Origin of the sequence: Microvirga lotononidis, assembly GCF_034627025.1 — a bacterium.
Classification (GTDB): Bacteria; Pseudomonadota; Alphaproteobacteria; order Rhizobiales; family Beijerinckiaceae; genus Microvirga; species Microvirga lotononidis.
In genome coordinates, this window is record NZ_CP141048.1 from 3653454 (window position 1) to 3679597 (window position 26144).

Annotated in this window: 22 protein-coding genes; 12 read left to right on the forward strand and 10 right to left on the reverse strand. The window is 64.8% G+C overall.

All coding sequences use genetic code 11. The annotated features are described in order from the left end of the window. Positions 1 to 196 precede the first annotated feature (196 nt). Both cckA and recA read left to right on the forward strand, forming a co-directional pair. Positions 197 to 2728 (forward strand): cell cycle histidine kinase CckA, encoded by a 2532-nt coding sequence (cckA, locus tag U0023_RS17280; RefSeq protein ID WP_009489490.1) that lies wholly within the window; start codon positions 197 to 199, stop codon positions 2726 to 2728. A gap of 171 nt (positions 2729 to 2899) precedes the next feature. Beyond that, positions 2900 to 3994, forward strand: coding sequence for a recombinase RecA (gene recA, locus U0023_RS17285; RefSeq protein ID WP_009489491.1), 1095 nt, complete (start codon positions 2900 to 2902; stop codon positions 3992 to 3994). A 133-nt stretch (positions 3995 to 4127) separates the two neighbouring features. Here recA and U0023_RS17290 read toward each other — a convergent pair whose 3' ends face one another. After that, positions 4128 to 5453 carry a PQQ-dependent sugar dehydrogenase gene (locus U0023_RS17290; protein ID WP_009489492.1) on the reverse strand — a complete coding sequence of 442 codons (1326 nt, stop codon included), beginning with the start codon at positions 5451 to 5453 and terminating at the stop codon, positions 4128 to 4130. Beyond that, the gene (locus U0023_RS17295; protein WP_009489493.1) at positions 5450 to 5899 is read right to left on the reverse strand and encodes a DUF2231 domain-containing protein; all 450 of its coding nucleotides are present in this window, start codon (positions 5897 to 5899) and stop codon (positions 5450 to 5452) included. The genes U0023_RS17290 and U0023_RS17295 overlap by 4 nt, the downstream gene beginning before the upstream one ends. Before the next feature lie 201 nt (positions 5900 to 6100). On the opposite strand from U0023_RS17295, the gene alaS reads away from it, so the two are divergent. Both alaS and U0023_RS17305 read left to right on the forward strand, forming a co-directional pair. Beyond that, the gene (gene alaS, locus U0023_RS17300; protein ID WP_009489494.1) at positions 6101 to 8755 is read left to right on the forward strand and encodes an alanine--tRNA ligase; all 2655 of its coding nucleotides are present in this window, start codon (positions 6101 to 6103) and stop codon (positions 8753 to 8755) included. Positions 8756 to 8766: 11 nt separating this feature from the next. After that, positions 8767 to 9924: a cyclic nucleotide-gated ion channel gene (locus U0023_RS17305; RefSeq protein ID WP_009489495.1), complete on the forward strand. Its 1158-nt coding sequence runs from the start codon at positions 8767 to 8769 to the stop codon at positions 9922 to 9924. 26 nt (positions 9925 to 9950) lie between these two features. On the opposite strand, the gene U0023_RS17310 is transcribed toward U0023_RS17305, so the two are convergent. The 5 genes from U0023_RS17310 to U0023_RS17330 all read right to left on the reverse strand — a co-directional run bounded on the left by U0023_RS17310 (position 9951) and on the right by U0023_RS17330 (position 13444). Next, positions 9951 to 10412 carry a GFA family protein gene (locus U0023_RS17310; RefSeq protein ID WP_009489496.1) on the reverse strand — a complete coding sequence of 154 codons (462 nt, stop codon included), beginning with the start codon at positions 10410 to 10412 and terminating at the stop codon, positions 9951 to 9953. Between the two features lie 23 nt (positions 10413 to 10435). Then, positions 10436 to 10780, reverse strand: coding sequence for a hypothetical protein (locus U0023_RS17315; RefSeq protein ID WP_245272864.1), 345 nt, complete (start codon positions 10778 to 10780; stop codon positions 10436 to 10438). A 35-nt stretch (positions 10781 to 10815) separates the two neighbouring features. After that, positions 10816 to 11556 (reverse strand): hypothetical protein, encoded by a 741-nt coding sequence (locus U0023_RS17320; protein ID WP_009489498.1) that lies wholly within the window; start codon positions 11554 to 11556, stop codon positions 10816 to 10818. A 178-nt stretch (positions 11557 to 11734) separates the two neighbouring features. Then, complete coding sequence (locus tag U0023_RS17325; protein ID WP_322883754.1) at positions 11735 to 12949, reverse strand: NADP-dependent isocitrate dehydrogenase; 1215 nt, start codon at positions 12947 to 12949, stop codon at positions 11735 to 11737. A gap of 111 nt (positions 12950 to 13060) precedes the next feature. Beyond that, the gene (locus U0023_RS17330; protein ID WP_009494150.1) at positions 13061 to 13444 is read right to left on the reverse strand and encodes a phospholipase A2 family protein; all 384 of its coding nucleotides are present in this window, start codon (positions 13442 to 13444) and stop codon (positions 13061 to 13063) included. Positions 13445 to 13696: 252 nt separating this feature from the next. Here U0023_RS17330 and U0023_RS17335 point away from each other — a divergent pair, with 252 nt between their 5' ends. The 8 genes from U0023_RS17335 (at position 13697) to rpsD (ending at position 23445) form a co-directional block, all read left to right on the forward strand. Next, positions 13697 to 13984 (forward strand): hypothetical protein, encoded by a 288-nt coding sequence (locus U0023_RS17335; RefSeq protein WP_009494148.1) that lies wholly within the window; start codon positions 13697 to 13699, stop codon positions 13982 to 13984. A gap of 231 nt (positions 13985 to 14215) precedes the next feature. Beyond that, positions 14216 to 15109, forward strand: coding sequence for an alpha/beta hydrolase (locus U0023_RS17340; protein WP_195904257.1), 894 nt, complete (start codon positions 14216 to 14218; stop codon positions 15107 to 15109). Between the two features lie 18 nt (positions 15110 to 15127). Beyond that, the gene (locus U0023_RS17345) at positions 15128 to 15874 is read left to right on the forward strand and encodes an RNA methyltransferase (protein WP_009494144.1); all 747 of its coding nucleotides are present in this window, start codon (positions 15128 to 15130) and stop codon (positions 15872 to 15874) included. Between the two features lie 63 nt (positions 15875 to 15937). After that, positions 15938 to 17245, forward strand: a complete 1308-nt coding sequence (locus U0023_RS17350) for a dienelactone hydrolase family protein (RefSeq protein WP_083861552.1) — start codon at positions 15938 to 15940, stop codon at positions 17243 to 17245. A 39-nt stretch (positions 17246 to 17284) separates the two neighbouring features. Next, positions 17285 to 18163: a glutamate racemase gene (gene murI, locus U0023_RS17355; protein ID WP_009494140.1), complete on the forward strand. Its 879-nt coding sequence runs from the start codon at positions 17285 to 17287 to the stop codon at positions 18161 to 18163. 101 nt (positions 18164 to 18264) lie between these two features. Then, positions 18265 to 19458: an efflux RND transporter periplasmic adaptor subunit gene (locus U0023_RS17360; RefSeq protein WP_009494138.1), complete on the forward strand. Its 1194-nt coding sequence runs from the start codon at positions 18265 to 18267 to the stop codon at positions 19456 to 19458. 1 nt (position 19459) lies between these two features. Next, complete coding sequence (locus U0023_RS17365; RefSeq protein ID WP_009494136.1) at positions 19460 to 22621, forward strand: multidrug efflux RND transporter permease subunit; 3162 nt, start codon at positions 19460 to 19462, stop codon at positions 22619 to 22621. A 206-nt stretch (positions 22622 to 22827) separates the two neighbouring features. After that, positions 22828 to 23445 (forward strand): 30S ribosomal protein S4, encoded by a 618-nt coding sequence (gene rpsD / locus U0023_RS17370; RefSeq protein ID WP_009494134.1) that lies wholly within the window; start codon positions 22828 to 22830, stop codon positions 23443 to 23445. 117 nt (positions 23446 to 23562) lie between these two features. Here the strand turns inward: rpsD and U0023_RS17375 are convergent, their stop codons facing one another. The 3 genes from U0023_RS17375 to U0023_RS17385 all read right to left on the reverse strand — a co-directional run bounded on the left by U0023_RS17375 (position 23563) and on the right by U0023_RS17385 (position 26130). Beyond that, on the reverse strand, positions 23563 to 24165 hold the full coding sequence (locus U0023_RS17375) for a Spy/CpxP family protein refolding chaperone (protein ID WP_009494132.1): 603 nt from the start codon (positions 24163 to 24165) through the stop codon (positions 23563 to 23565). Positions 24166 to 24293: 128 nt separating this feature from the next. Continuing rightward, positions 24294 to 24845, reverse strand: a complete 552-nt coding sequence (locus tag U0023_RS17380; RefSeq protein ID WP_009494130.1) for an RBBP9/YdeN family alpha/beta hydrolase — start codon at positions 24843 to 24845, stop codon at positions 24294 to 24296. Positions 24846 to 24876: 31 nt separating this feature from the next. After that, entirely contained in the window at positions 24877 to 26130 is a 1254-nt protein-coding gene (locus U0023_RS17385; protein ID WP_009494128.1) for an SAM-dependent methyltransferase, read from the reverse strand. Positions 26131 to 26144: the final 14 nt, after the last annotated feature.

A 26144-nucleotide genomic window follows, 5' to 3' on the forward strand; every position in this document is an offset into this window, starting at 1 on the left:
AGGGATTTCCTATGGCGAAATCGTAGTGTGATCCAAGTTCGGGGGGCGTCGGGACCTTGCATCGGCTCATGGAGCCGCCTTAGAGGTCGATCAATAATTGACGCGTAACATGACCGACGAAGATCGAGCAGGCGGTTGCAACGTTGCATCCTGTGCCCCAAGGCACATCCGCCTCCGTTGAGGAAGTTGACACTCCATGGCTTATGAGGGCGACACGCCGAGAAGCGCGGCCATCGACCGTTCCGACCGTCCCGGACATATCGGATGGGTGCTGCTTCTGGCCGGCGTCCTGGTCGGCGCAACCCTGAGCCTGCGGTTCCTGGACATCGAGCAGACCCAGCCGCTGATCCTCGGACTGCTCGCCTTTTTCGCCATGGCCGGCGTCTTCTTCCTTTTCGCGATGGCGATCGGCGTCGTTCAGTTTCCCGGCCAAACCGCGCGAAACGATATCACCAAGCTCATGGCCGATACCTCCGGCGACGGTCTCGTGGTGATCGAGGACGACGGCCGCATCACCTATGCCAACGATGCCTACCTTTCCATCGCAGGACTGCAGGGCGGGGACGTGCGTCCCGTGGAGCGCCTGTTCATGGGGGCACCCGAGGTCTCGGAGGCGATCTATCGGTTGGCCCAGGCCGCGCGCGAGCACCGCACGGGGACGGAGGAGATCCGCCTCTCGCCCTCGTTGAGCGGGGCGCAGGAATTCGGCTGGTACCGCGTGCGCGTACGCCCGGTACCGCGTCCCAACGGGCGACAGGCGGCGCTCTGGACGATCAGCGAAGTGACGCATGAGCGTGAGCGGCAGGAGAACGTCTTCCAGGAGCTCCAGCACGCCATCGACTATCTCGATCACGCCCCGGCGGGGTTCCTGTCGGTCGATCCCGAGGGCTCGATCATCTATCTCAACGCGACCCTGGCGTCGTGGCTCGACTACGATCTCGCCCAGGTCGGCTCCGGAGGGCTGAACCTCACCGACATCGTGCCTCGCGACGTGGTGTCGTTGATGACGTCGTTCTCCGGCGAGCCGGGCAGCGTCCGCACGGAAACCTTCGACCTCGACCTGCGCCGCCGCAACGGCCAGTTTCTGCCCGTGCGGCTGTATCACCGCATCGCCTTCGGACAGGATGGGCGGATGGGCCCGTCCCGGACGCTCGTCCTCAACCGCTCCGCGGGAGGAGAAGTCGACGAGGGACAGCGCGCGGCGGAAGTGCGTTTCGCCCGGTTCTTCAACAACACGCCCATTGCCATCGCGACGGTCGATCAGGCCGGGCGGGTCGTTCATGCCAATGCACCGTTCACCAAGCTGTTCGGCGCGCTCACGCGCATGGCCGAGAGCGGAGCGACCGGCGCATCCATTCTCGATCCGTTCCGTGAGCGCGCACCCATCGAGGCCGCGCTCAAGGCGGCGGCGGAGAATCGGGGAGACATTCCGCCCCTGGAGCTCCAGACCACGGGAGACAGCGGGGGCTCCGTCCGGGTCTGGGTGACGCCTGTGGGCGATACCGGGGCCGACGGCGAGACGGCCATTCTCTACGCCCTCGACACCACCGATTTCCGCAAGGTGGAGGAACAGCTCGCCCAATCGCAGAAGATGAACGCGGTCGGCCAGCTCGCGGGCGGCGTCGCGCACGATTTCAACAACGTGCTGCAGGCCATCATCGGCTACAGCGACCTGCTGCTCGCCAATCACCGGCCGACCGATCCGTCCTTCCAGGACATCATGCAGATCAAGCAGAATGCGAACCGGGCCGCGAGTCTGGTGCGCCAGCTGCTCGCCTTCTCGCGCCGCCAGACGCTGCGGCCGGAGGTGCTGAACCTCAACGACCGTCTCTACGACCTTTCCATGCTGCTCAAGCGCCTGCTCGGCGAGCGGGTGGAACTCGATCTCAGCCATGGCCGCGATCTCTGGTTCGTGAAGGCCGACGTGAACCAGTTCGAGCAGGTGGTGGTGAACCTCGCCGTCAATGCGCGCGACGCCATGCCGGGCGGCGGCAAGCTCGCGATCCGTACGGGGAACGTCTCGGCCGCGGAGGCCGCCCGTCTGAACGTGAGCGCGATGCCGCCGGCCGATTACGTGGTCGTCGAGGTGTCAGACACCGGATCCGGCATGACACCCGACGTTGTGGAAAAGATCTTCGAGCCCTTCTTCACCACGAAGGAGGTCGGCAAGGGTACGGGCCTCGGCCTCTCCACCGTCTTCGGCATCGTCAAGCAATCGGGCGGCTATATCGACGTCGATTCGAAGCTCGGCGAGGGCACGACCTTCCGGATCTACCTGCCGCGCCATGTCCAAGAGGTCCAGGAGGCGCCCGAGGAAGCCAAGGCCGACGCGCCCAAGAAGCCCGCCGCCGACATGACCGGGCAGGGGACCATACTCCTCGTGGAGGACGAGGACCCGGTCCGGGCCGTCAACGCCCGGGCGCTCTCCGCCCGCGGCTACACGGTGCTGGAAGCCGCCTCCGGCATCGAGGCGATGGAGATCATCCAGGAGCGGGGCGCCCCGGTCGATCTCGTGGTGTCGGACGTGGTCATGCCCGAGATGGACGGCCCGACCCTGCTGCGCGAATTGCGCAAGCTCTACCCCGACCTGAAGGTGATCTTCGTCTCCGGTTACGCAGAGGAAGCCTTCCGCAAGAACCTTCCCGAAGGTGAGGATTTCAACTTCCTGCCCAAGCCCTTCAGCCTGCGCCAGCTGGTCGAGACCGTGAAGCAGGCGATGGTTCGGTAAGTAGCTGAATTTACTTAATTTTAACCCTGCGGCATCGTGCCCTGCAAGGGATCTGTGAATTCTCGAATGAGAACGAAAAAAGAACTTGCGGGTAGGAACAAAGTGAGTACATATATTCTCTCAACACCGCGTTGAGATTCACTCTTCCTCCTGCCATAAGGATGTTAGGTCATGTCACAGTCCTCCCTGAGACTGGTGGAAAGCTCATCAATGGATAAAGACAAATCGAAAGCTCTCGACGCGGCGCTCTCTCAGATCGAGCGTGCCTTCGGCAAGGGCTCGATCATGCGGCTCGGCAAGGGCCAGCAGCCGGTGGAAATCGAAACCGTCTCGACGGGTTCGCTCGGCCTCGATATCGCGCTCGGCGTGGGCGGCTTGCCCCGCGGCCGCATCATCGAGATCTACGGGCCGGAATCGTCGGGCAAGACCACGCTGGCGCTGCACACCATCGCCGAAGCCCAGAAGAAGGGCGGCGTCTGCGCCTTCGTGGACGCGGAACACGCGCTCGATCCCGTTTATGCCCGCAAGCTCGGCGTCAACCTGGACGATCTCCTGATCTCCCAGCCCGATACCGGCGAGCAGGCTCTCGAAATCGCCGATACCCTCGTGCGCTCCGGCGCGGTGGACGTGCTCGTCATCGACTCGGTGGCGGCGCTCACCCCAAAGGCCGAGCTCGACGGCGAGATGGGCGAGGTCCAACCGGGCCTTCAGGCCCGCCTCATGAGCCAGGCCCTGCGCAAGCTCACCGGTTCGATCTCGCGCTCGAACACGATGGTGATCTTCATCAACCAGATCCGCATGAAGATCGGCGTCATGTACGGCTCGCCGGAAACGACGACGGGCGGCAACGCCCTGAAGTTCTACGCATCCGTGCGCCTCGACATCCGCCGCGTCTCGACCCTGAAGGATCGCGACGATCCGATCGGCAACTCGGTGCGCGTGAAGGTCGTGAAGAACAAGGTCGCTCCGCCCTTCAAGCAGGTCGAGTTCGACATCATGTTCGGCGAGGGCGTGTCCAAGGTGGGCGAGCTCATCGATCTGGGCGTCAAGGCCGGTATCGTCGACAAGTCGGGCGCCTGGTTCTCCTACGACAGCCAGCGCCTGGGCCAGGGCCGCGAGAACGCCAAGCAGTTCCTGCGGGACAACCCGGAGGTCGCCGGCAAGATCGAGGCGCTCATCCGCCAGAATGCCGGCCTGCTCGCCGACCGCATCCTGGAGCAGGCGACCCCGACCGCCGACGACCTGGACGAGGGTTCCGCGGAATAATGCATGGCCCGGATAAGTGGGATCAGGTTATCCGATAAGGCCATGCACGAAAGAGGTTTTGCTCTCCTTCAAGGGCAAAGAGAGGCCGTCGCGAGAGATCGCGGCGGTCTTTTCATGTGGAAGTCCGCCTCACTCATTGGGCGGTGACGCGCCAGACAGCGTTGCCGAGATCGTCCGCGACCAGCAGGGCTCCGGTCCTGTCGACGGCGACGCCCACCGGACGACCATGGACGCTGTCCTCCCCGGCGAGGAAGCCCGTCAGCACGTCCTGCGCCTTGCCGTTGGGCTTGCCGTTCTCGAAGGGTACGTACACGACCTTGTAGCCGCTGAACTGGTTGCGGTCCCAGCTCCCATGCTCGCCGATGAAGGCGCCGCCGCGATAGGCGTCCGGCAGGCTGGTACCGGTATAGAAAGTCAGGCCCAAGGGGGCGACGTGCGAGCTCAGCGCATAATCCGGCACGACGGCGCTCGCGACGAGATCCGGCCGCTGCGGCATGACGCGCGGATCGACGTGCTGGCCGAAATAGCTGTAGGGCCAGCCGTAGAAGGCGCCTTCGCGGACGGAGGTCAGGTAGTCGGGAACGAGGTTGGGCCCGAGCTCGTCGCGCTCGTTGGCGACGGCCCAAAGCACGTTGGTTTTCGGCTCGAATGCAAGGCTCGTCGGGTTGCGGATGCCCCCGGCGAAGACCCGCGCGCGGCCTGTCGCCCGGTCCACCTCCCACACGGCGGCGCGGTCCTTCTCCGCCTCCATGCCGTTCTCGGTGATGTTGCTGTTGGACCCGACGCCCACGTAGAGCAGCGATCCGTCGGGGCTTGCCGTGAGAGCCTTCGTCCAATGGTGGTTGATGGGACCGCCCGGCAAATCGGTCAGCTTGGTGCCCGGCTCCGTGATCTGGGTCTGACCGTCGGTGTAGCGATAGCGCATGATCGCGTCGGTGTTGGCGACATAAAGATCCTGGCCGACGAGAACGACGCCGTAGGGAGAGTTGAGATGGTCGATGAAGACCGTCTTCATCTCGGGCGCCCCGTCGCCGTCGGCATCGCGCAGGAGAGTGATGCGGTTGCCGGCTTGCGTGTCGCCATGGGCGTAGGACATGATCCAGCCCATGATCAGGTCCTTGGGGCGATGGTTCGGATCGGTGCCGGGGCCGCCGGATTCGACCACGAGCACATCGCCGTTGGGCAGGGGATAGACGACGCGGGGATTGGCCAGGTCCCTGGCCATGGCCTGAACCTTCAGGCCGCTCGCGACCTTCGGGGTCTCGTTCGCGCCCCAACCGACCGGCTTTGCCAAGCGCATGGGAGGCAGCAGGTATTGCTTCGGCTCGGGCAGAACCGGATCGGGACCGACCTGGCTCTGCGGATCGAAGGTCCCATCGTCCTGGCAGCCGGCAAGAGCCAGCATGGAAAGACTAATGAGGGCGACCAAGCCAGGCGCGATTCGGGACGATGCCGTCATGACAGGACTCCCACCCGGTGGCGGTACACCATCGACCAGCCCAGCCAGCCCGTGACGAGCATGAGGAGGACGACGACGGCGGAGAGGACGAGGCCGGTCGGGACGACCGAGGTCCAGGCATCGCGGCTATGGACGAAGGCGTTGAGCAGGGACAGTCCCAGGACCAGCACGTTGCCGAGCATATGCGGCCATGCCGGCGCCTGGGCACGGATCGCGCGGCTGCTCAGGAAATCGATCAATCCGGCCAGGGCCGCCAGGCCGCCCATGAGGAGGCCGACGGCCAGGAGCCACGCGGAGAAGTTCGACCACATGATATCGGCCGTCCGCCAATAGACGATGTCCGTCACGAGCGCGCCGGTGAAGCATACGATCGGGAAGGGCACCAGCATCGGATGGATCGGGTGGCCCGCTATACTGGCCCTGGACGGAGGGTTACGTTCGCTCATCGCGGCCTGTCCTCGGTATATATGCTCCGAGGTTGACGGCGGCCGGGGGCGAAGGTTCCCGGACCTCACCCTTACGATCCGGGCCTGAAGGTCGCACTTTGGACGAAGCGCCACCTCGACAGGGAAAGCCGGGACGTCTAGAAACGGCCGAAACATGAGCATGTCGGGCGATTAGGCCCATTACTCCGAGCTAAGAGTTCCATGAGCGGCGTCAACGAAATCCGGTCGGCCTTCCTCGATTACTTTGCCAAGAACGGCCATGAGGTCGTGGCCTCGAGCCCGCTTGTGCCGCGCAACGATCCGACCCTGATGTTCACGAATGCCGGCATGGTGCAGTTCAAGAACGTCTTCACGGGAGCCGAGAAGCGCCCCTACAGCACGGCCGCGACGGCGCAGAAATGCGTGCGCGCGGGCGGCAAGCACAACGACCTCGACAATGTGGGCTATACGGCGCGCCACCACACCTTCTTCGAGATGCTCGGCAACTTCTCCTTCGGCGATTACTTCAAGGAGCGGGCCATCGAACTCGCTTGGGGGCTGATCACCAAGGAGTTCAGCCTGCCGAAGGACAAGCTGCTGGTCACCGTCTACCACGACGACGACGAGGCGGCGAACCTCTGGAAGAAGATCGCCGGGTTCTCGGATTCCAAGATCATCCGCATCCCGACCTCGGACAATTTCTGGCAGATGGGCGATACCGGTCCCTGCGGCCCCTGCTCGGAAATCTTCATCGACCAGGGCGACAAGCTCTGGGGCGGCCCTCCCGGCAGCCCGGAGGAGGACGGCGACCGCTTCCTCGAGTTCTGGAACCTCGTGTTCATGCAATACGAGCAGATCGAGCCCGGCAACCGCATCGGCCTGCCCAAGCCCTCCATCGATACCGGCATGGGGCTGGAGCGCATCTCGGCGATCCTGCAGGGCGTGACCTCGAACTACGACACGGACCTGTTCCGCACCCTGATCGAAGCCGTGGCCCATGCCACCGGCGTGGCGCCGGAAGGCGACCGCAAGGCCTCGCACCGCGTGATCGCCGACCACCTGCGCACGTCCTGCTTCCTCGTGGCCGATGGCGTGCTGCCGTCGAACGAGGGGCGCGGCTACGTGCTTCGCCGCATCATGCGCCGCGCCATGCGCCACGCCCAGCTGCTCGGCGCGCGCGATCCGCTCATGTACCGCCTCGTGCCGGTTCTCGTGCGCGAGATGGGACAGGCCTACCCTGAGCTGATCCGCGCCGAGGCCCTGATCACCGAGACCCTGAAGCTGGAGGAGACTCGCTTCCGCAAGACCCTGGAGCGCGGCCTGTCGATTCTCGACGAGGAAAGCCGCGGACTCACCAAGGGGCAGAACCTCTCGGGCGATACGGCCTTCACGCTTTACGACACGTACGGTTTCCCGCTCGACCTGACGCAGGACGCTCTGAAGCCCCGGGGCATCGGTGTCGACACGGAGACCTTCGACGCCGCGATGCAGCGCCAGCGCGAGATGGCGCGCGCCGCCTGGTCCGGATCGGGCGAGGCCGCCACGGAGACCGTGTGGTTCTCCGTCAAGGAGCGCACGGGCGCGACAGAGTTCCTGGGCTACGATACGGAAACGGCCGAGGGTGTCGTCCTGGCGCTCCTGAAGGACGGCCGGGAGGTGACGGAGCTCAAGGCCGGCGAGACCGGCCTCGTGGTCCTCAACCAGACGCCTTTCTACGGGGAATCCGGTGGTCAGGTCGGCGATACGGGCGTGATGCAGGGCGAGGGCGCCCGTGTCTTCGTGACCGGCACCGAGAAGAAGCTCGGCGATCTCTTCGTGCACCATGTCACCGTGGAGCACGGTCCGCTGAAGCTGAACCAGTCCCTCGAGCTGACCGTGGACCACCAGCGCCGCTCGGCCGTGCGGTCCAACCACTCCGCCACTCACCTCCTGCACGAGGCGCTGCGCCAGGTCCTCGGCGACCATGTGGCCCAGAAGGGCTCGCTGGTGGCCCCCGACCGCCTGCGCTTCGACTTCAGCCATCCCAAGCCCATCGAGGATGCGGAGCTCAAGGAGGTCGAGGAGATCGCCAACCGCGTCCTGCTCCAGAACGAGCCGGTGGTCACCAAGCTCATGGCCGTGGACGAGGCCATCGAGTCCGGCGCCCGCGCGCTCTTCGGCGAGAAGTACGGCGACGAGGTCCGAGTCGTCTCCATGGGCAAGGGTGAGGCCAACCGGGCATTCTCGGTGGAGCTGTGCGGCGGCACCCATGTCGGCCGCACCGGCGATATCGGCCTCATCACCATCGTGGGCGAGGGCGCCGTCGCCGCGGGCGTACGCCGCCTCGAAGCGATGACGGGCGACGCCGCCCGCCGCTACCTTGCCGATGAAAGCCGCAAGCTGCGCGAGGTCGCGAGCCTCCTCAAGACGCCGGTGGACGAGGTCTCGCCGCGCCTCGCGGCCCTTCTGGAAGAGCGCCGCAAGCTGGAGCGCGACCTCGCCGAGGCGCGTCGCAAGCTTGCCATGGGCGGCGGCGGCGCGGACGGCGGCGATCCGGTCAAGGACGTGGCCGGCATCAAGCTGATGGCTCGCGCGGTCACCGGCGTCGAGATGAAGGACCTGAAGAGCCTCGCCGACGAGGGCAAGAAGCGCCTCGGTTCCGGGGTCGTGGCCATCGTGGGCGTCGCGGAGGACGGCAAGGCCGGCATCGTCGTCGGCGTGACCGAGGACCTGACGGCGAAGGTCGACGCGGTCGCCCTTGTGCGGGTCGGGTCGGAAAAGCTCGGCGGCAAGGGCGGCGGCGGACGCCGCGACATGGCCCAGGCCGGCGGTCCCGACGGGGCGCAGGCCGAAGCGGCGCTCGCCGCCATCGAAGCGGCGCTTACCGACGCCGCGTGAGACCGAACGCCGTGCCGAGGGTTCATCCACACCCGGCGCGGCGCAGGATCTACGAAATCCTCGAACGCAGCAGCGTGAACGACCCCATCGTTCACGCTGTTCATTTTGGCCTGATCCTCCTGATCGCCGTGAATGTCACGGCCGTGGTCCTCGAGAGCGTCCCTTCCATCCGAGAGAGCTACGGCGCGCTCTTTCTCTGGATCGAGATCGTCAGCGGGCTCATCTTCACCGTCGAATACATGGCGCGTCTCTGGTGTGCGCCCGAAGACCCGCCGTTCCAGCACCTGCGGCCGTGGCGGGCGCGCCTGCGCTGGGCCATGCATCCGCAATCCATCGTCGATCTCCTGGCGATCCTGCCTTTCTATCTCGCCTATTGGGACGTCGAGAGCCTGCGGACCCTCCTGCTGCTCCGGCTGTTCCGGTTCTTCAAGCTCGCGCGCTATTCGCCGGGCCTCGCGAGCCTTGCGGAAGCCATCTATGCGGAGCGGCGGGCGTTGCTCGCCTGCGGGGTCATCCTCATCGGTGCCATGCTGCTTGCGGCCTCGGCGATGAACCTTGCCGAGCGGGAGGTGCAGCCCGACAAGTTCGGCACGATCCCGGAGGCGATGTACTGGGCCATCGTGACGCTGACCACGGTCGGCTATGGCGACGCGGTGCCCGTGACGGCGATCGGACGGGTGATCGCTGCCGTGACGGCCGTCATGGGCCTCGTCATGCTGGCCCTGCCGGTCGGCATCGTCGCGAGCGCCTTCTCGCGGGAGATCCATCGCCGCGACTTCGTCGTGACCTGGAGCATGGTGGCCCGTGTGCCCCTGTTCGCCGATCTCGACGCGCATGAGATCGCCACCGTGATGCAATGCCTCAGGTCGCGCAGCTGCATCCCGGGAGAGGTCATCGTCCGCAAGGGCGATGAGGCGCATTCCATGTACCTGATCGCCTCCGGCGACGTGGAGGTGGTGCTGCCGGGCGAGCATGTGAGGCTCGGGCCGGGGGACTTCTTCGGCGAGATAGCGATCCTGAGGCGCCGCCGCCGCTCCGCCACCGTGAAGGCATCGACCCATTGCCGGCTGCTCGTCCTCGATGCGGACGACCTTCATGAATTGCTGGAGGCGAACCCCTCCATCGCGGCGCATCTCCACAAGGTGGCTCAGTCTCGCGGCGGCCGGTAAAGCTCTTCGTGAGCCCCTGATCCGCTTCAATCGTGGTCGGGATGCTGGCGCGAGGCCATCTTCCTCAAATCCTCCGGGCTCGCATAATCCTCCGTCCGCTGGCCGGGCAGGGTGTGCAGCATTGCGAAGGCGGGGAGCTTGCTCTCCAGGCCGTACTGGATTTCCGGCGTGACCCGGCCCGGCTCGTCGAGACTTCCGATCGAGACGGTGATGCGGTCCTGTTCCACATAGGAGAAGGTCAGCGGCGTGCCGCAGTCGCGGCAGAAACCCCGCTCCACGGCCTCGGAACTCTTGAAGATCCCGGGCTGCCCCTTCGTCCAGACCAGATCCTCGCGCGGCACGCCGGTGAGTGCGGAAAAGTAATTGCCGAAAGCCTTCTGACACATGCGGCAATGGCAGATGCTGGCATGGGTCGGCTCGGATAGGAGCGCATAACGCACCGCGCCGCACTGGCAGCCGCCGGTCAGGGTGGGCTTGAAGTCTGGCATGATCTTCTTCCTCCTCCGATAGATTATGATGGCGGCGTCCAGGCGTATTCCCGCAAGGCAAACCAGAGCCCGCCGGGATCTTCGTCCTTGGCACCGTTCGCCAGCCACTCGCGTACGACGTTGTCGATGATCTCTTCGGGCGTGGAACCGTATTGCCGCTGCACGATCCACTCGTGCTCGCCGTCAAGTCCGCCGCCGACCACAGGCACCGCGCCACGCGAGAGAAGTTCGGCGATGCAACGGCGCACGAAATCGATCAGCGCATCGCCTTCGAGTTTAAATCCTTGGCGACCTCCAGGCACGATCTGCCACATGCCTACGGCATCAATCGGCAGTTCGTCGGCGACCCGCTTGATGTGTTCGCTCATTGGGGTCCCATAATACCAATGCTTCGGCTCTTCGGTCATTTCTGATGCACCTTGTATCCATTTGGGACGAGGGGATTATTGCTCCGAATGACGTCGAGCGTTACGCCATATCGCTCGCTCCATCGAATGCCGAAAACGGAGCCGTCTGGCTGCTGATACCATTGGCCTCGGTAGCCGACGGGAGACGTAATAATCTGCGAACCAGGTGTTACTGTTATCAGCATTTCTCTGAATACGGATGTCGGAATGGTATAAATGCCATCCGACGAGCCTCCGCGTGAAAGCGGCGGGGCGTCCCCTATCGGTCGGCAAACTGGCTCCTGTGCCCTCAATTCCCGCAGGCGCGCGGTGGCTTGCAGGGCGGTGGCCTGATGGGCCAGGATCTCGCCTTCGACGCCTTCGTAGAGGTTAGGCCGTGGCTTCCAGTTCGGATCGCGGCGCTGCACTTCGCGCACGAGCGCCGTTGCACGCGCCTCCGTGGCTGCAAGACGTGTTTCCTGAGTGGGAGAGGTTTCATAGATCCGCCCGCGAATGGTGCGGATTCCTCCACTTCGACGGGCGGGCCAATTGACGGTCTCGACCCGGGCCTCGCCGCCACTCCCGCTTTCTCCCACCCATTGCCCGCCATTGGGAGTTCCAGCCGGAACGCGTGGTTGGCTCGGGTTGAAGCGCTTGAGCGCGAGTGCGATGCGTAGGCTCCGGAGTTCTAGCTGCGCGATGGAGAAGGCTCTTCTGGCGCCGAGCCATTCGCGGTGAGAGGAAGATGATATGGACATAAACGATCCATAGCTTCTCAAATATGGATATAATCCTAGAACAAAGCTAGAACATAGTCAAGCTTGCTGGGGCGACCCGTCAACAAAAAAGCCCGGCATGAAGCCGGGCCCTGGATTGGTCGCTGTCTTTCGTTCGTCATGGCCGGGATAAGGCCCGGCCATGACGGGTGAATGGGCTTTAAGCCGCCATGGCTTTTTTGAGGTTTTCGTCGATTTTGTCGAGGAAGCCGGTGGTGGAGAGCCACTTCTGCTCGGCGCCGACCAGCAGCGCGAGGTCCTTGGTCATGAAGCCGGCCTCGACCGTGTCGACGCACACCTTCTCCAGCGTCGCGGCGAAGCGGGCGAGCTCGGCGTTGTCGTCGAGCTTGGCCCGGTGCGCGAGGCCGCGGGTCCAGGCGAAGATCGAGGCGATCGAGTTGGTCGAGGTCTCCTTGCCCTTCTGGTGCTCGCGGTAGTGGCGCGTCACCGTGCCGTGGGCGGCTTCCGCCTCCACCGTCCGGCCGTCGGGCGTCATCAGCACCGAGGTCATCAGCCCGAGCGAGCCGAAGCCCTGCGCCACCGTGTCCGACTGCACGTCGCCGTCGTAGTTCTTGCACGCCCACACATAGCCGCCCGACCACTTCAGCGCCGAGGCCACCATGTCGTCGATCAGGCGGTGCTCGTAGATGATGCCGGCGGCGTCGAACTTGGCCTTGAACTCGTTCTGGTACACCTCCTCGAAGATGTCCTTGAAGCGCCCGTCATAGGCCTTGAGGATGGTGTTCTTGGTCGAGAGATAGACCGGGTACTTGCGCATCAGGCCGTAGTTCATCGACGCACGGGCGAACTCGCGGATCGAGTCGTCGAGGTTGTACATCGCCATGGCGACGCCGGCGTCGGGGAACTTGAACACCTCCTTCTCGATGACGGTGCCGTCCTCGCCCTCGAACTTGATCGTCAGGCGGCCCTTGCCCGGCACCTTGAAGTCGGTGGCGCGGTACTGGTCGCCGTAAGCATGGCGGCCGACGATGATCGGCTGGGTCCAGCCGGGCACCAGGCGCGGCACGTTCTTGCAGATGATCGGCTCGCGGAAGATCACGCCGCCGAGGATGTTGCGGATCGTGCCGTTGGGCGACTTCCACATCTCCTTGAGGTTGAACTCCTTCACCCGGCCCTCGTCCGGCGTGATCGTGGCGCACTTGACGCCGACCCCGTACTTCTTGATCGCCTCGGCGGCCTCGACCGTGACCCTGTCGTTCGTGGCGTCGCGGTGCTCCACGCCCAGGTCGTAGTACTTCAGGTCGAGGTCGAGATACGGGTGGATCAGCTTCTCCTTGATGAAGTGCCAGATAATGCGGGTCATCTCGTCGCCGTCGAGCTCGACGACCGGATTGGCTACCTTGATCTTCGCCATGATCTCACCTTGCGCTTTTTGGGGCTGGAACACTCCTGCCCTGCGGCAGGATGGTTGCGGGGGCTATAGCGCGGTTAGAGCCAGGGGGGAAGGTGGGGGCGGCTTAGGAAATCAGCGCTTTCCCGTCCAGGAGCGCATTCTCGGTGTCTCGGTGCACAGGGCTGCACTGAACAGCGAGTTGACGGTCGCGGCCTTGCTCCGGACCGTCTCGGGGATCCGAGGGCTTCTGACGATGGAAGCCGTCGCCTTCAGGATGGCCCTGTCGCATTCGCAGGCGCTGCGACCGAGTCTTTCGTAGCAGAGATCGTGCGCACGGCAGGCCGCGTCGAGCGCGTCGATCGGCGCGGCCCGGTTGGCATCGCCCGCGCCGCACCAGTTTCCGTGGAACAGGGGAGGCGCCGGTTTGGCCAGGACGTCCGAGGGCGCCGCGAGAGCAGGGTTCGAGAGGAAAAGAATCAGGCACAGACTCGTCGCAAGGCAACGCAACAGGGACACGCGATACTCCATGACGGCGGCTGGAATTGTGACGGTATGACGTCAAGGTGGACAGGAAATAAGGGACATCGATGGGTCCAAGTTCCCGGTAGGAGAAAACTCACCACGTCGCGTGTGCTGCCGCACGGAAATGTAAGCTTATCCGTAGTTCAGATCGTGTCGTTCCGGCGGCTTCCCTAGAGGCATCTGGTCCGATCATTCGGATTTGGGGCGCTGTCGGGAGACTTTTGTAGAACCTCAAGGGGAGCTGACATGCGTCTTGCTATCATTCTCGGAACTGCGGCCCTGGTCCTGGCCGGCTGCCAGACCGCCGAGCAGTCCATGGCCAATGCCGATTCCGTTTGCACGGAATCGGGCCTGAAGCCCGGCACGAAGACTTTCGAGCGTTGCCGGAACGCGAATTACCGCAACAACGTCGCCCAATCGAACGCGGCCGCGAGCCAAGTGGCCGTCGGCACGGCGGTCGGCGTCGTCGGCGGCGCCGCCCTCGGGGCAGCTTCGGCGCGTCCGTATTACCATTGCGGCTGGGGCTGCTGGTAAGCGGTTGGACCGCAACCAAGCGGAGCCGTATGGCCTCTCCGGTATCCCGGAGGGGCTTTTTCACGAAAAGGGAAGATAGGACGATGCGCGATCGCCGGATTTCGGCCCTCGGAAAGACCATCCCTCCAGGATTGCGCCTCGATGCGGCGTCAGCGCGGCTTTCATTTGCAGACAAACAGGTCAGGTTGGCTTAAATCGACAGAGTTGCTCATCGTGCCTGCGGGGCCGACCATGCATAGAAGAACCTTTCTCGCCGCGACCTCCTTTATCGCCGGAATGTCTGCCCTTCGGGCCCAGCCGGATATGCGACTCCGCGCGAAGGATGCGCTCTCGGAAGCCCATTCGCCGACTCATCGCTTCGCGCAGAGACGTTTCGACTCGGTCGATGGGCTGCGCCATTATCAGGTCTTCGTCGCTGTTCCCGTTACCGATCCGCCTGCTGAAGGCTGGCCCGCGATCTGCATGCTCGACGGCAATGCGGCCTTCGATGCCCTTCAGCAGGCGGATCTCGATCGCGTGCGGGACCTTGTGCTTGTCGGCATCGGCTACGAGGAGGGACGGAACGACCCGGACACCCGGGACCTGGATTACACGCCGCCCTTTTTCCTGAACGGCACCACCTTTCCGGCCGATCCGCCCTCGACCGAAAAGGCCGGAGGAGGGGACGTCTTCCTCGCTCTCGTGGCAGAGCGCATGCTTCCCGACGTCGCCAAGGAGTTTTCCCTCGATCCCGCGCGGCAGATGCTGTGGGGCCATTCCTATGGCGGTCTCTTCGTGGTCAACGCCTTGTTCAAACGCCCTGATCTGTTCCGGTCTTATTACGCCATCAGCCCCTCGTTGTCGTGGCATGCGCCGTTGATGCTGCATGCCGAAGACGTTTCGAAGCGTCGTGCAATGGGTCAGTCGGAGTTGGTCGTCCTCTACGAGGTTCCGGAGAATACGCCGGGCGACGAGCGTCGGAAGGCACGGTTGCAGCGGAGGCAGATGATGTTCGACGAAATGTTCGAGCGGCTCGGTGCCCGAGCCGATATCGCTCTGACGCAGCGCGCTTACCCTGGAGAGAATCACGGTTCCATGTTCGGAGTGGGCTTAAGGGCAGCTCTCGCCCGTGGCGTCCCAAAGTGATCCGATACGTAACCATCCATGACTGACCTTCCGCAAAAGCCCATCATCATCCTCGTGGAACCCCAGCTTGCCGAGAACATCGGCATGGTGGCCCGGGCTATGGCCAATTTCGGTCTTTCGGACCTGCGCCTCGTGTCGCCGCGCAACGGCTGGCCGAAGAAGGGCGCCCATTCGGCCGCTTCGGGCGCGACCCACGTGCTTGAAGGAGCGAGCCTCTACGACACGGTACGCGAGGCTATCGCGGACCTGAACTTCGTCTTCGCCACCACGGCCCGGGAACGGGGGCAGATGAAGCGGGTCTTCGCGCCGGACGACGCCATGAAGGAGACGCAGGCGCGCCTGGGGTCGGGGCAGGGGATCGGCATCCTGTTCGGGCGGGAGCGCACGGGCCTGGAGAACGACGAGGTGTCGCTGGCGGACGCCATCATCACCTTCCCGGTCGATCCGAAATTCTCCTCGCTCAACCTCGCGCAGGCCGTCCTGCTGGTCTCCTACGAATGGTACAAGCTCGCGACCGGCGGTGCGCTGCCCTTCGAGGGAGGGCGGCACTCGCCCCCGGCGCCCCGCGAGATGGTGACGTCGTTCTTCGACTACATCGAGACCGAGCTCGAGGCGGTGAACTACTATCCCGAAGACAAGAAGCCGACCATGACCCGCAACATGCGGGACATCTTCCACCGCCTCGCAATGACCGAGCAGGAGGTGCGCACGCTGCGCGGGGCGATTCGGGCCCTTGCGGAAGGCCGACGATTGAGAAAACCTTAATCTAATCGTGGCCTTATGATCAGCGGGCCCTATCTGGCCGATTGGAAAGAGTTCGAGACGACGATGCGCCGCTCCCTGCTGCCTGTTCTGCTCCTTGGCGCCGCCCTCGTGGCCCCGGCGGCTCACGCGGCGACGCCGCCGCAACAGCCCACGCAGGGGCCGGGCGGGCGCGACTACACGTCGTCCGAGGTGGTCAAGCGGGCGCTCGGCACCGCGAGCAGCGGAACCTTCGTGTTCCACGGGAATGACGAGCCTTCGGGGCCGCGTCCCGTGGTGGTGTTCCTGCATTCCTGGGGAGCCGTGAACCCGGGTCTCTACGGCGGCTGGATCGATCACCTGGCCCGCAGGGGCAACCTCGTGCTCTTCCCCCGCTTCCAGGAGGTGAACCGTTCCCGTCCCGCCGACGCTTCGAACCTGGCCGAGGACCTGATCCAGAGCGCTCTCGCGGAGCTGGCGAACGACCCGAAGGCAAAGCCCGACAAGGAGCGGGTCGCCTTCATCGGCCATTCGGCGGGGGTGCCGATCGCGCTCAACCTCGCGGCCGGCGCGGGTTCCGGCAAGGTCCCGGCGCCGAAGCTGATTTTCGGCCTGATGCCGGGCGGCATCGCGTCGAACGAGAAGGAGCGCGGCATCCTCCTGCGCGATCTCTCGGCAGTCGATCCGGCGACCATGATCATCACCATGAGCGGCGACAGGGATTACATACCGAGCGATCGCGCGTCCCGCCTGCTGCTCCAGGAGGCCAGCGCCGTTCCCTCGTCCCGTAAGCTGTTCATGCGGGCGGCATCGGATGACCACGGCTATCCCGCCCTGACGACGACCCTCGCATCGCCCGGATCGCCCAAGGCCGATTACGACGCTTCCGCCATCAAGCTTCCGCCCGATCCGCCTCGCGATCCGAAGCAGAGGAACACCTGGCGCTGGAGCGCTGACATGTCGCTCAGCGGTCCGCAGACAATCCTGACCCAGCAACTCGGCAGCAACGGCACCGATGCGCTCGACTTCCTCGCCTTCTGGAAAACCTTTGACCTCGCGTCCGATGCGGCCTTTGCCGGCAAGGAGGCTTCGGCGCTCCTGCGCGATCCCAAATTCGTCGACATGAGCACCTGGAGCGACGGGTGGCCGGTCAAGCGCCTGTCGGCCCAGGTGCCGAAAGCAGCGGCGCCGGAGAGCAAGGGCGAGCCGACGCCGCGCCGCAAGTTGAATATGGCGCCTCCCGAATCCAAGCACGGACTCGCGCATCGCGCGGACCCGAAGGGCCGCGTCGACGAAAGGGGGACCCGGATTTCCGCGTCGAACGATGCGCAAGCTCAAGAGTTGAGCATCGGATCGGGTTCAAAAGCGGGTTCGCTTCGGGATCCGATGCTCTAGCGGATTTTTTTGACCAAGTCGCGTTCGTAAGGGTTGGTTATGCGTGTCGATCTTCTGGCAGGGGCACTCTATAATCCCGCCGTCATGCCGTCCCCCGTCCCCACCATCCTGGTTTTCGATTCCGGTCTCGGCGGCCTCACGGTCTTTTCAGAGGTGCTGAAGGCTCGCCCGGACGCGCGTTTCGTCTATGCGGCGGACGATGCAGGCTTTCCCTATGGCCGGCTGAGCGAGGCGGTTCTCGTCGAGCGGGTCGGGGCCGTGATGGAGCGTTTGATCGGCCTTCACGATCCGAAGATCGTCGTGGTGGCCTGCAACACGGCCTCGACCGTCGTGCTGCCGCATCTGCGCAAGCGCTTCTCCATTCCCTTCGTCGGCACCGTTCCGGCGATCAAGCCGGCCGCCCGGACGACGCAGACCGGGTACATCTCCGTTCTCGCCACCCCCGGCACCGTGGCGCGGGATTATACCCGCGACCTCGTCGAGACCTATGCGGCGGGCTGTAAGGTCAATCTCGTCGGCTCGCGCCGTCTTGCCGGCTTTGCCGAGGCCGAACTCGCGGGCAATCCCGTCTCGGACGAGGAACTGCTCGACGAGCTTATGCCCTGCTTCGTCGAGGAGGAGGGCGGCAGGACCGACGTGGTAGCCCTGAGCTGCACCCATTATCCATTGCTGCTCCCACGCTTTCAGACCTTGGCACCCTGGCCTGTGACCTGGATCGACCCGGCCCCGGCCATCGCCCGCCGGGTGATCCAGCTCATCGGAGAAACCGTGCCCGGCCACGAGGCGGATGACGACGAAGCCGTTGCGGTTTTCACCGATGGGGCCGGCATCGGCGTACCGTTGCGGGCCGCGCTCCACGTGCGGGGGCTTTCGCAGGTCGTCGTGGAATCCTGGCCCATGCTCCAGACGGCGCCCTGATCCCGAAAGGGTGGACGCACGAAAGTGTGTAAGATGTCGCCCTATCTCTCCCGGGGGCGCCTCCTAAATAGAAAGCTTGAGTCCACGCGCGGGAGAGCTCCATGGTCGAGCCGAAGCCGACGTCGGGGCGCAAGTCCCGAGGCCTCTTTGTCGTTTTTCTCATCCTTCTCCTGGCCGGAGGAGGCTGGGGCGCCTGGCATTGGCATGAGGCCCAGACGGCGCAAAGGGCGGCGGCTGCGCGACCTGCCGCACCGGCTCCCGTTCCGGTTCAGGCAGCCTCCGTAGAGGAAAGCGACATCCCGATCTACATGACGGGGCTCGGTTCCGTGCAGGCCCTGAACACGGTCACCGTTCGCAGCCGGGTCGACGGCCAGATCGATAAGATCGCGTTCCAGGAGGGGCAGATGGTCAAGGAGGGAGACCTCCTGCTCCAGATTGACCCGCGTCCCTTCCAGGCCGCCCTGGACCAAGCCGTCGCGAAGAAGGCGCAGGACGAAGCGCAGCTGGTGAGCGCCAAGGCGGATCTCGAACGGACCCGTCAGCTCATCACCCGCGATTTCGCGTCCAAGCAGCAACTCGACGTCCAGCAGGCGAACGTGAATTCGCTCAACGCCCAGATCCAGGCGGATCAGGGCGCCATCGACAATGCGACCACACAGTTGAGCTACACGACGATCCGGGCCCCGCTGACGGGCCGTACGGGCCTGCGGCAGGTCGATCAGGGCAACATCGTCCATGCGTCCGATACGAACGGCATCGTGCAGATCGCCCAGATCGAGCCGATCGCCGTCATCTTCACCGCTCCCGAGGCGGAGCTTTCCGGCATCCTGAAGGCGCAGGGGCAGGGACCGCTCAAGGTCTGGGCCCTGACATCGAGCGGCAAGACGCCCCTGGCCGAGGGCGAACTCACCTTGGTGAACAACCAGGTCGACAGCGCGACGGGGACCGTGCGCCTCAAGGCGCAGTTCGCCAACAAGGATCACAGCCTCTGGCCGGGAATGTCGGTGGATGCGCGCCTGCTGGTGCGCACGCTGAAAGGGGTCGCGGCGGTGCCGAACACGGCGGTCCAGAGAGGGCCGCAGGGCCTCTTCGCTTATGTCGTGAAGACGGACAACACGGTCGAGATGCGCCCGATCAAGGTCGGGGTGATCACAGCCGACAAGGCGGTCATCGAGAGCGGGGTGAGCGTCGGGGAAAGGGTCGTCACGGCCGGGCATTACCGGCTCCAGCCAGGAGCATCCGTGCAGGTCACGAACGCTTCGGAAACGCATGTCGCGGCCGGGGAGATGAAGTGACATGAGTGCTGCATTCTCAAGGGGCGGCGTCTCGGCCCCGTTCATCCGTTATCCGGTTGCCACCACGCTGTTGATGATCGGGATCCTGTTCGCGGGCCTGACCGCGTATCCGTTCCTTCCGGTCGCGCCGCTGCCCCAGATCGACTTTCCGACGATCCAGGTGTCCGCAACATTGCCGGGCGCCAGCCCGCAGACCATGGCCTCGTCGGTCGCCCAGCCCCTCGAACGGCAGTTCGGACAGATCCCGGGCGTCACTCAAATGTCCTCCGCGAGCGCGCTCGGCTCGACGTCGATCACGATCCAGTTCGATCTCGACCGGAACATCGACGCGGCCGCCCAGGACGTCCAATCGGCCATCAACGCGGCCAGCGGACAATTGCCCAAGAATCTGCCGAGCCCGCCGACCTATCGTAAGGTCAATCCGGCCGACACGCCGATCCTCATCGTGTCCGTGGTCTCCGATGCCCTGCCGCTCACGGAGGTCAGCGACAACGCGGACACAAAGCTCGCCCAGCAGGTAAGCCAGATCTCGGGCGTGGCCCAGGTGGTGATCGGCGGCCAGCAGAAGCCCGCGATCAGGGTGCAGCTCGATCCCACGAAGCTGGTGAACAAGAACCTGTCCCTGGAGGACGTGCGCTCCAAGCTCGCCATTTCCACCGTCGATGCTCCCAAGGGCTCGATCGACGGAGACACCCGCAGCTTCACCATCTATGCCAACGACCAGCTGGTGCAGGCGGAGGAGTGGAACGACGTCATCGTGGCTTATGCGGACGGCGCTCCCATCCGAGTGAGGGACATCGGGCAGGCGGTGGCCGGCCCGGAGAACACGAAGCTCGCCGCGTGGGCTAACGGAAAGCGCGGGGTGTTCCTCATCGTCTTCAAGCAGCCCGGCGCCAATGTGATCGACACGGTCGACCGGGTGAAGGCCCAGCTCCCCCGCCTGGAAGCCGCGATGCCGCCCGCCATCAAGATCGGCGTCCTGAGCGACCGGACCCAGACGATCCGCGCCTCCGTGGCCGACGTGCAGTTCACCCTTCTGATCACCATCGCCCTCGTGGTGTTCGTGATCTTCGTCTTCCTGCGACGGCTATGGGCGACGGTCATTCCGAGCGTCACGGTTCCCCTGGCCCTGCTCGGCACCTGCGGCCTGATGTATCTCGCGGGCTACAGCCTCGACAACCTGTCGCTCATGGCGCTGACCATCTCCGTGGGCTTCGTCGTCGACGATGCGATCGTCATGCTCGAGAACATCGTCCGTCACGTCGAGGACGGCGAGTCCCCCATGAACGCGGCCTACCAGGGCGCCGGAGAGATCGGCTTCACCATCCTGTCCATCAGCGTGTCCCTGGTCGCGGTGTTCATCCCGCTCCTCTTGATGGGCGGCATCATCGGCCGGCTGTTCCGCGAATTCTCCATCGTCATGACCATGACGATCGCCGTCTCGGCCGTCGTGTCGCTGACCCTGACGCCCATGATGGCGTCGCGCCTTCTCAAGCCGCACGGGCCGGAGGAGAGGCACGGCCGGCTCTATCGCTGGCTCGAGGCGTCGTTCACGGCGCTCGAGCGCGGTTACGAGCGGGGTCTCGATGGGGTTCTGCGGCACCGTTTCCTCACGCTCCTCGTGTTCTTCGCAACGCTCGCCGCGACGGTCGCGCTGTTCATGGCGATCCCGAAAGGATTCTTCCCGCAGCAGGATACGGGCTTCCTCGTCGGGACGTCGGAGGCCGCGCAGGACATCTCGTTCAAGGACATGTACGAGCGCCAGCAGGCACTCGGCGACATCGTGGCGAACGATCCCGACGTCGCGACCTATGCCATGTCGATCGGAGCGGGGAACGGCGCATCGACCCTGAATACGGGCCGGTTCTATATCAGCCTCAAGCCCCGGTCGGAACGGAATGCATCCGCGACCGAGATCATCGCCCGCCTGAGGCCGCAATTCGACAAGGTCGAGGGGATCCGCCTTTTCCTGCAGGCATCGCAGGACATCAACGTGGGCGGACGCCAGGCGCGCACCCAGTACCAATACACCCTTCAGGACGCCAATCTGGACGAGCTGAACGACTGGGCGCCGAAGGTCCTGGAGAAGCTCCGGACGCTGCCCGAACTGCGCGATGTGGCGACCGACCAGCAGGTGAGCGGCACAACCCTGACCCTGACGATCAACCGGGACCAGGCCTCCCGCTTCGGATTCACGCCGCAGCAGATCGACGACACGCTCTACGACGCCTTCGGTCAGCGGCAGGTCACCCAGTACTTCACCCAGCTCAACAGCTACAACGTCGTCATGGAGGTGCTGCCGGACCTGCAGGGCGATACGGAAACGCTCAGCAAGATCTATCTGAAATCGCCGATCTCCGGCCAGCAGGTCCCGCTCTCGACATTCGCCAGCTGGACGACGCGCAAGATCGCGCCCCTCGCGATCAATCACCAGGGACAGTTTCCCGCGATCACGATCAGCTTCAACCTCGCGCAGGGCACCGCCCTGGGAGAGGCGACCCAGGCCATCGAGCGGGCCGTGGCCTCGCTCAACCCGCCCGGATCGCTCGCCGGAACCTTCCAGGGCAATGCGCAGGCCTTCCAGGCCTCGCTCGCGACGGTGCCGCTCCTCATCATGGCAGCCCTCGTGGTCGTCTACCTGATCCTCGGCATTCTCTACGAGAGCTACATTCACCCCATCACGATCCTGTCGACGCTGCCCTCGGCGGGCCTCGGCGCCATCGCGACGCTCATGCTGTTCGGGTTCGATTTCAGCCTGATCGCCTTCATCGGGGTGATCCTGCTGATCGGCATCGTGAAGAAGAACGGCATCATGATGGTCGATTTCGCCATCAGCGCCGAGCGGGACGAGGGGCTCTCCCCCCGTGAGGCCATCCGGAAGGCGGCGATCCTGCGGTTCCGTCCGATCATGATGACCACCATGGCGGCGCTTCTCGGCGGCGTGCCGCTCATGCTGGGACACGGCACGGGCTCGGAGATTCGCCAGCCCCTCGGTTATGCCATCGTGGGCGGCCTCGTGGTCAGCCAAGCCCTGACCCTGTTCACGACGCCGGTGGTCTATCTCTATCTCGACAGCCTGTCCCTGGCCGTCCGCTCCTGGTGGTCCGGCCGCCATCCCGAGGCCGAGGAGACGCCCGAAGCGACCGCCCAGGCGGCCGAGTGAGGCGTCTTCCTTGACAGGCCGGCCCGTCTCGACTAAGGCAATCCCGTTCACGCGGTCCTCTCGGGCCGCGTAACTTTTTACGCTCCCGTGGCCCGGTTCCGGCCGGCCTGTCGTCCTGTCCCTCGAGACGGTCCTTTGGACCTCCTCGGGAATGAGGGGAAGAGGAGGGCGCGTTCCTCGCAGATTCGACAACAAGAGGAACAGCGATGTCGAAGCGCATTCAGGCCAAGCACAAGCTTGACCGCCGCATGGGTCAGAATATCTGGGGCCGCCCGAAGAGCCCCGTGAACCGCCGCGAATATGGCCCCGGCCAGCACGGCCAGCGCCGCAAGGGCAAGATGTCTGACTTCGGCACGCAGCTGCGCGCCAAGCAGAAGCTCAAGGGCTACTACGCCAACATCACCGAGAAGCAGTTCCGCCGCTACTACGCGGAGGCGATCCGCCTGAAGGGCGATTCCGGTGAGAACCTGGTCGGCCTGCTCGAGCGCCGTCTCGACGCGGTCGTGTACCGCGCGAAGTTCGTCGCCACCCCGTTCGCTGCCCGTCAGTTCGTGAACCACGGTCACGTGAAGGTCAACGGCCGCCGCGTCAACATCCCGAGCTATCAGGTGAAGGCCGGCGATGTGATCGAGGTGAAGGACAAGTCGAAGCAGCTCGAGGTCGTCGTCGTGGCGTCCCAGCTCGCCGAGCGCGACGTTCCGGACTACATCGAGGTCGATCATTCCAAGATGACGGCCCGCGTGACGCGCATCCCGACCCTGTCGGAAGTGCCGTACCCGGTCCAGATGGAACCGAACCTCGTGATCGAGTTCTATTCGCGCTAATCCGCGAAGAGCCGGTTTCGAAAACGAAGAAGGCCGCCCCATGGGGCGGCCTTTTTGTTGTTTGGGGTTCGCGCATCCCTATCCGAAAAGCCGGATCCCCCTGTTGCGCTCGCTGCCTTACTGCTGCGAGGCAGGGCCGCGAGGACCGTGGCCCATCATGCCGGGGCCATGGTCCATCATCATCGCGGCACGGCGTCCGTGATGGCCGTCCCGGCCGGCCCGTCCGCGCTGCTCGCCCCAGCCGCCGTTGATGGCTTCACGCATGAGGCGCGGGGCAATCCGCTTCTGGTCCTCGCTGAAGCTGTCCCAGAGCGGGCGGAGGGCTTTGGTCAGCGCGGCGGAGCGCTGGGCGCTTTCGTTCAGCATGGTGCTGCGCTGCTCGAGGCGCTGCATCAGGTCCATGGAGCGGCGCTGGTCGCGGTTCTCACGAAACTGCTGCATGCGGGTATAGCGCTCGGAGGCCGACGTCCGGATCGCGGTTTCCACCGGACCCCACAGGCGTTCCTGATCGGCAGACAGCTTCAGGCCGGCCTTGATCGCCGCGACACGGGCATCCACCAGCCGGTTGTAATCGTCCTGGCTCATGCGGGGGCGGCGGTTCTGCTGGCCCTGGTCCTGGGAGGCCGCCGGCGCATTCGGGGCAGGATTCTGCTGTGCGAACGCGTAAGTCCCGGAGCCTGCCAGCAGGGCGGCGAGAGCGACGGTTGCAAAGGTCTTCATGGATATCCTCCGTTGTGGCGATAGGACAAGATTGCTCTCATCCTGCTCTCGCTCAGGTGACCGCCGCATGAACTTTTCGTCATGTGGATAAGGTCGGAGGCATCCTCGTAGTCAGCCTCTCCGGAGGTTCACAGCCGTTTCAGGAATCCGGCGAAACGCATGAGGCCCTCGGGCCACGGGCCGTGGCCGCTCTCCGTGTTCAGGTGGCCCGCATCGCCCGCGTCGACGATGGCCGAGCCCCAGGCATAGGCGATGTCTTCCGCCTTGGCGTAGTCGCAATGCGGATCGGTGCGGCTGGCCACGAGAACGGACGGGAAGGGGAAAGGCTCGCGCGGGATCGGCGCGAAGGCCCGGTCGATGGCCGGGATGAAGTCGGGCCGTTCCACGTCCGGCAGGCTGACCAGGAAGGCGCCCTTGGCCTTCCCGCCCGCGAGCTGCGGCGCCGCATGGGCGATGGCCAGCACGCCGAGGCTGTGCCCAACGAGCACGACCGGCTTCTGGGCGCGCTCCACGTCGCGCACGATGCGCTCGACCCAGGCGTCCTTGTTGGGGGCGTCCCAGTTCTCCTGTTCGACGCGCCAAGCGGTCGAGAGCTGGCGCTCCCACCGGCTCTGCCAATGGTCTTCGCCGGAATTGGTGTGGCCGGGAACGATGAGGATTTCGCAATCGGAGGTTTTCATGACCGGGAGATAAAGACCCGCCGAGGCAGGTTCAAGCGCTCCGCTTCAACTCCATGTTCTGCTCGGCCTCCTTCAGGACGGCCTCCCGTTCCGCGATGTAGTCGCGGGTCAGGGGTACCGCGTCGTTGCGGCGGGCGAGCTGGACCTGGAAGACGACCGCGTCCTGCCAGCGGAAGGCGGATTCGGACATGGCGAGATAGCATTCCCACATCCGGCAGAAACGCTCGTCATAGAGGCGCAGGACCTCTTCGCGATGGGCCATGAAGCGCTCGCGCCAGGCCTTCAAGGTATAGGCGTAGTGCAGGCGAAGGATCTCGATGTCGGTCACCACCAGCCCGGCGCGCTCGATGGCGGGCATCATCTCCGACAGGACGGGCAGATGGCCGCCCGGGAAGATGTATTTCGTGATCCACGGATTGGTCGGGTAGGGCGTGCCGGTTCGCCCGATGGTGTGGAGGAGCATGACGCCGTCGGCCTTCAGGAGGCTCCGGCTGGCCTGGAAATAGGCGTCGTAGGAGGACACGCCGACATGCTCGAACATGCCGACCGAGACGATGCGGTCGAAGGAGCCTTTCGTGTCGCGGTAATCCTGAAGCTCGAATTGCACACGGTCCTGGAGGCACGCGGTGGCGGACCGCTTGCGCGATGCCTCCAGCTGCTCCTCCGAGAGCGTGATTCCCTTGACGGAGCCTGCGCCGGCCACCTGGGCCAGATAGAGCCCCATTCCGCCCCAGCCGGAGCCGATGTCCAGGACGCTGTGGCCCGGATCGACCAGCAGTTTGGCCGCGATGTGCCGCTTCTTGGCCATCTGCGCCTCTTCGAGGCTCGCGTCGGGATGGTCGAAATAGGCGCAGGAATACTGGCGGTCGCCGTCGAGGAAGAGGGCGTAGAGCCGGCCGTCGAGATCGTAATGGTGGGCGACGTTGCGCTTCGAGCGGATGGCGTCGTTCTCGGCCCGCCGCATCATCCAGGCGCGGATCTTGCGCAGGCGATGCAGGGGAAGCTCGTCGAGCTCCCCATGGGTGTCCTGAAGGAGGAGTTGGAGCAGGTCGAGGATATTGCCCTTCTCGATGACGAGGCGGCCGTCGACGAACAATTCACCGAGCTTCAGCTCCGGGTGAAGGCAGAGGGCCATCTGGGCTGCGGCATCCGTGAACCGGATCGAGACCTGCGGCTCGGCCCCGTTGCCGAACGTGAAACGCTTGCCCCTGGCCGTTATCATCTCCAGGGTGCCGTGTTTTATGGCCCGCGTGAACGCAAGATCGAGAAGCTTCTCCGACAGCATGGCAACAACCCCCG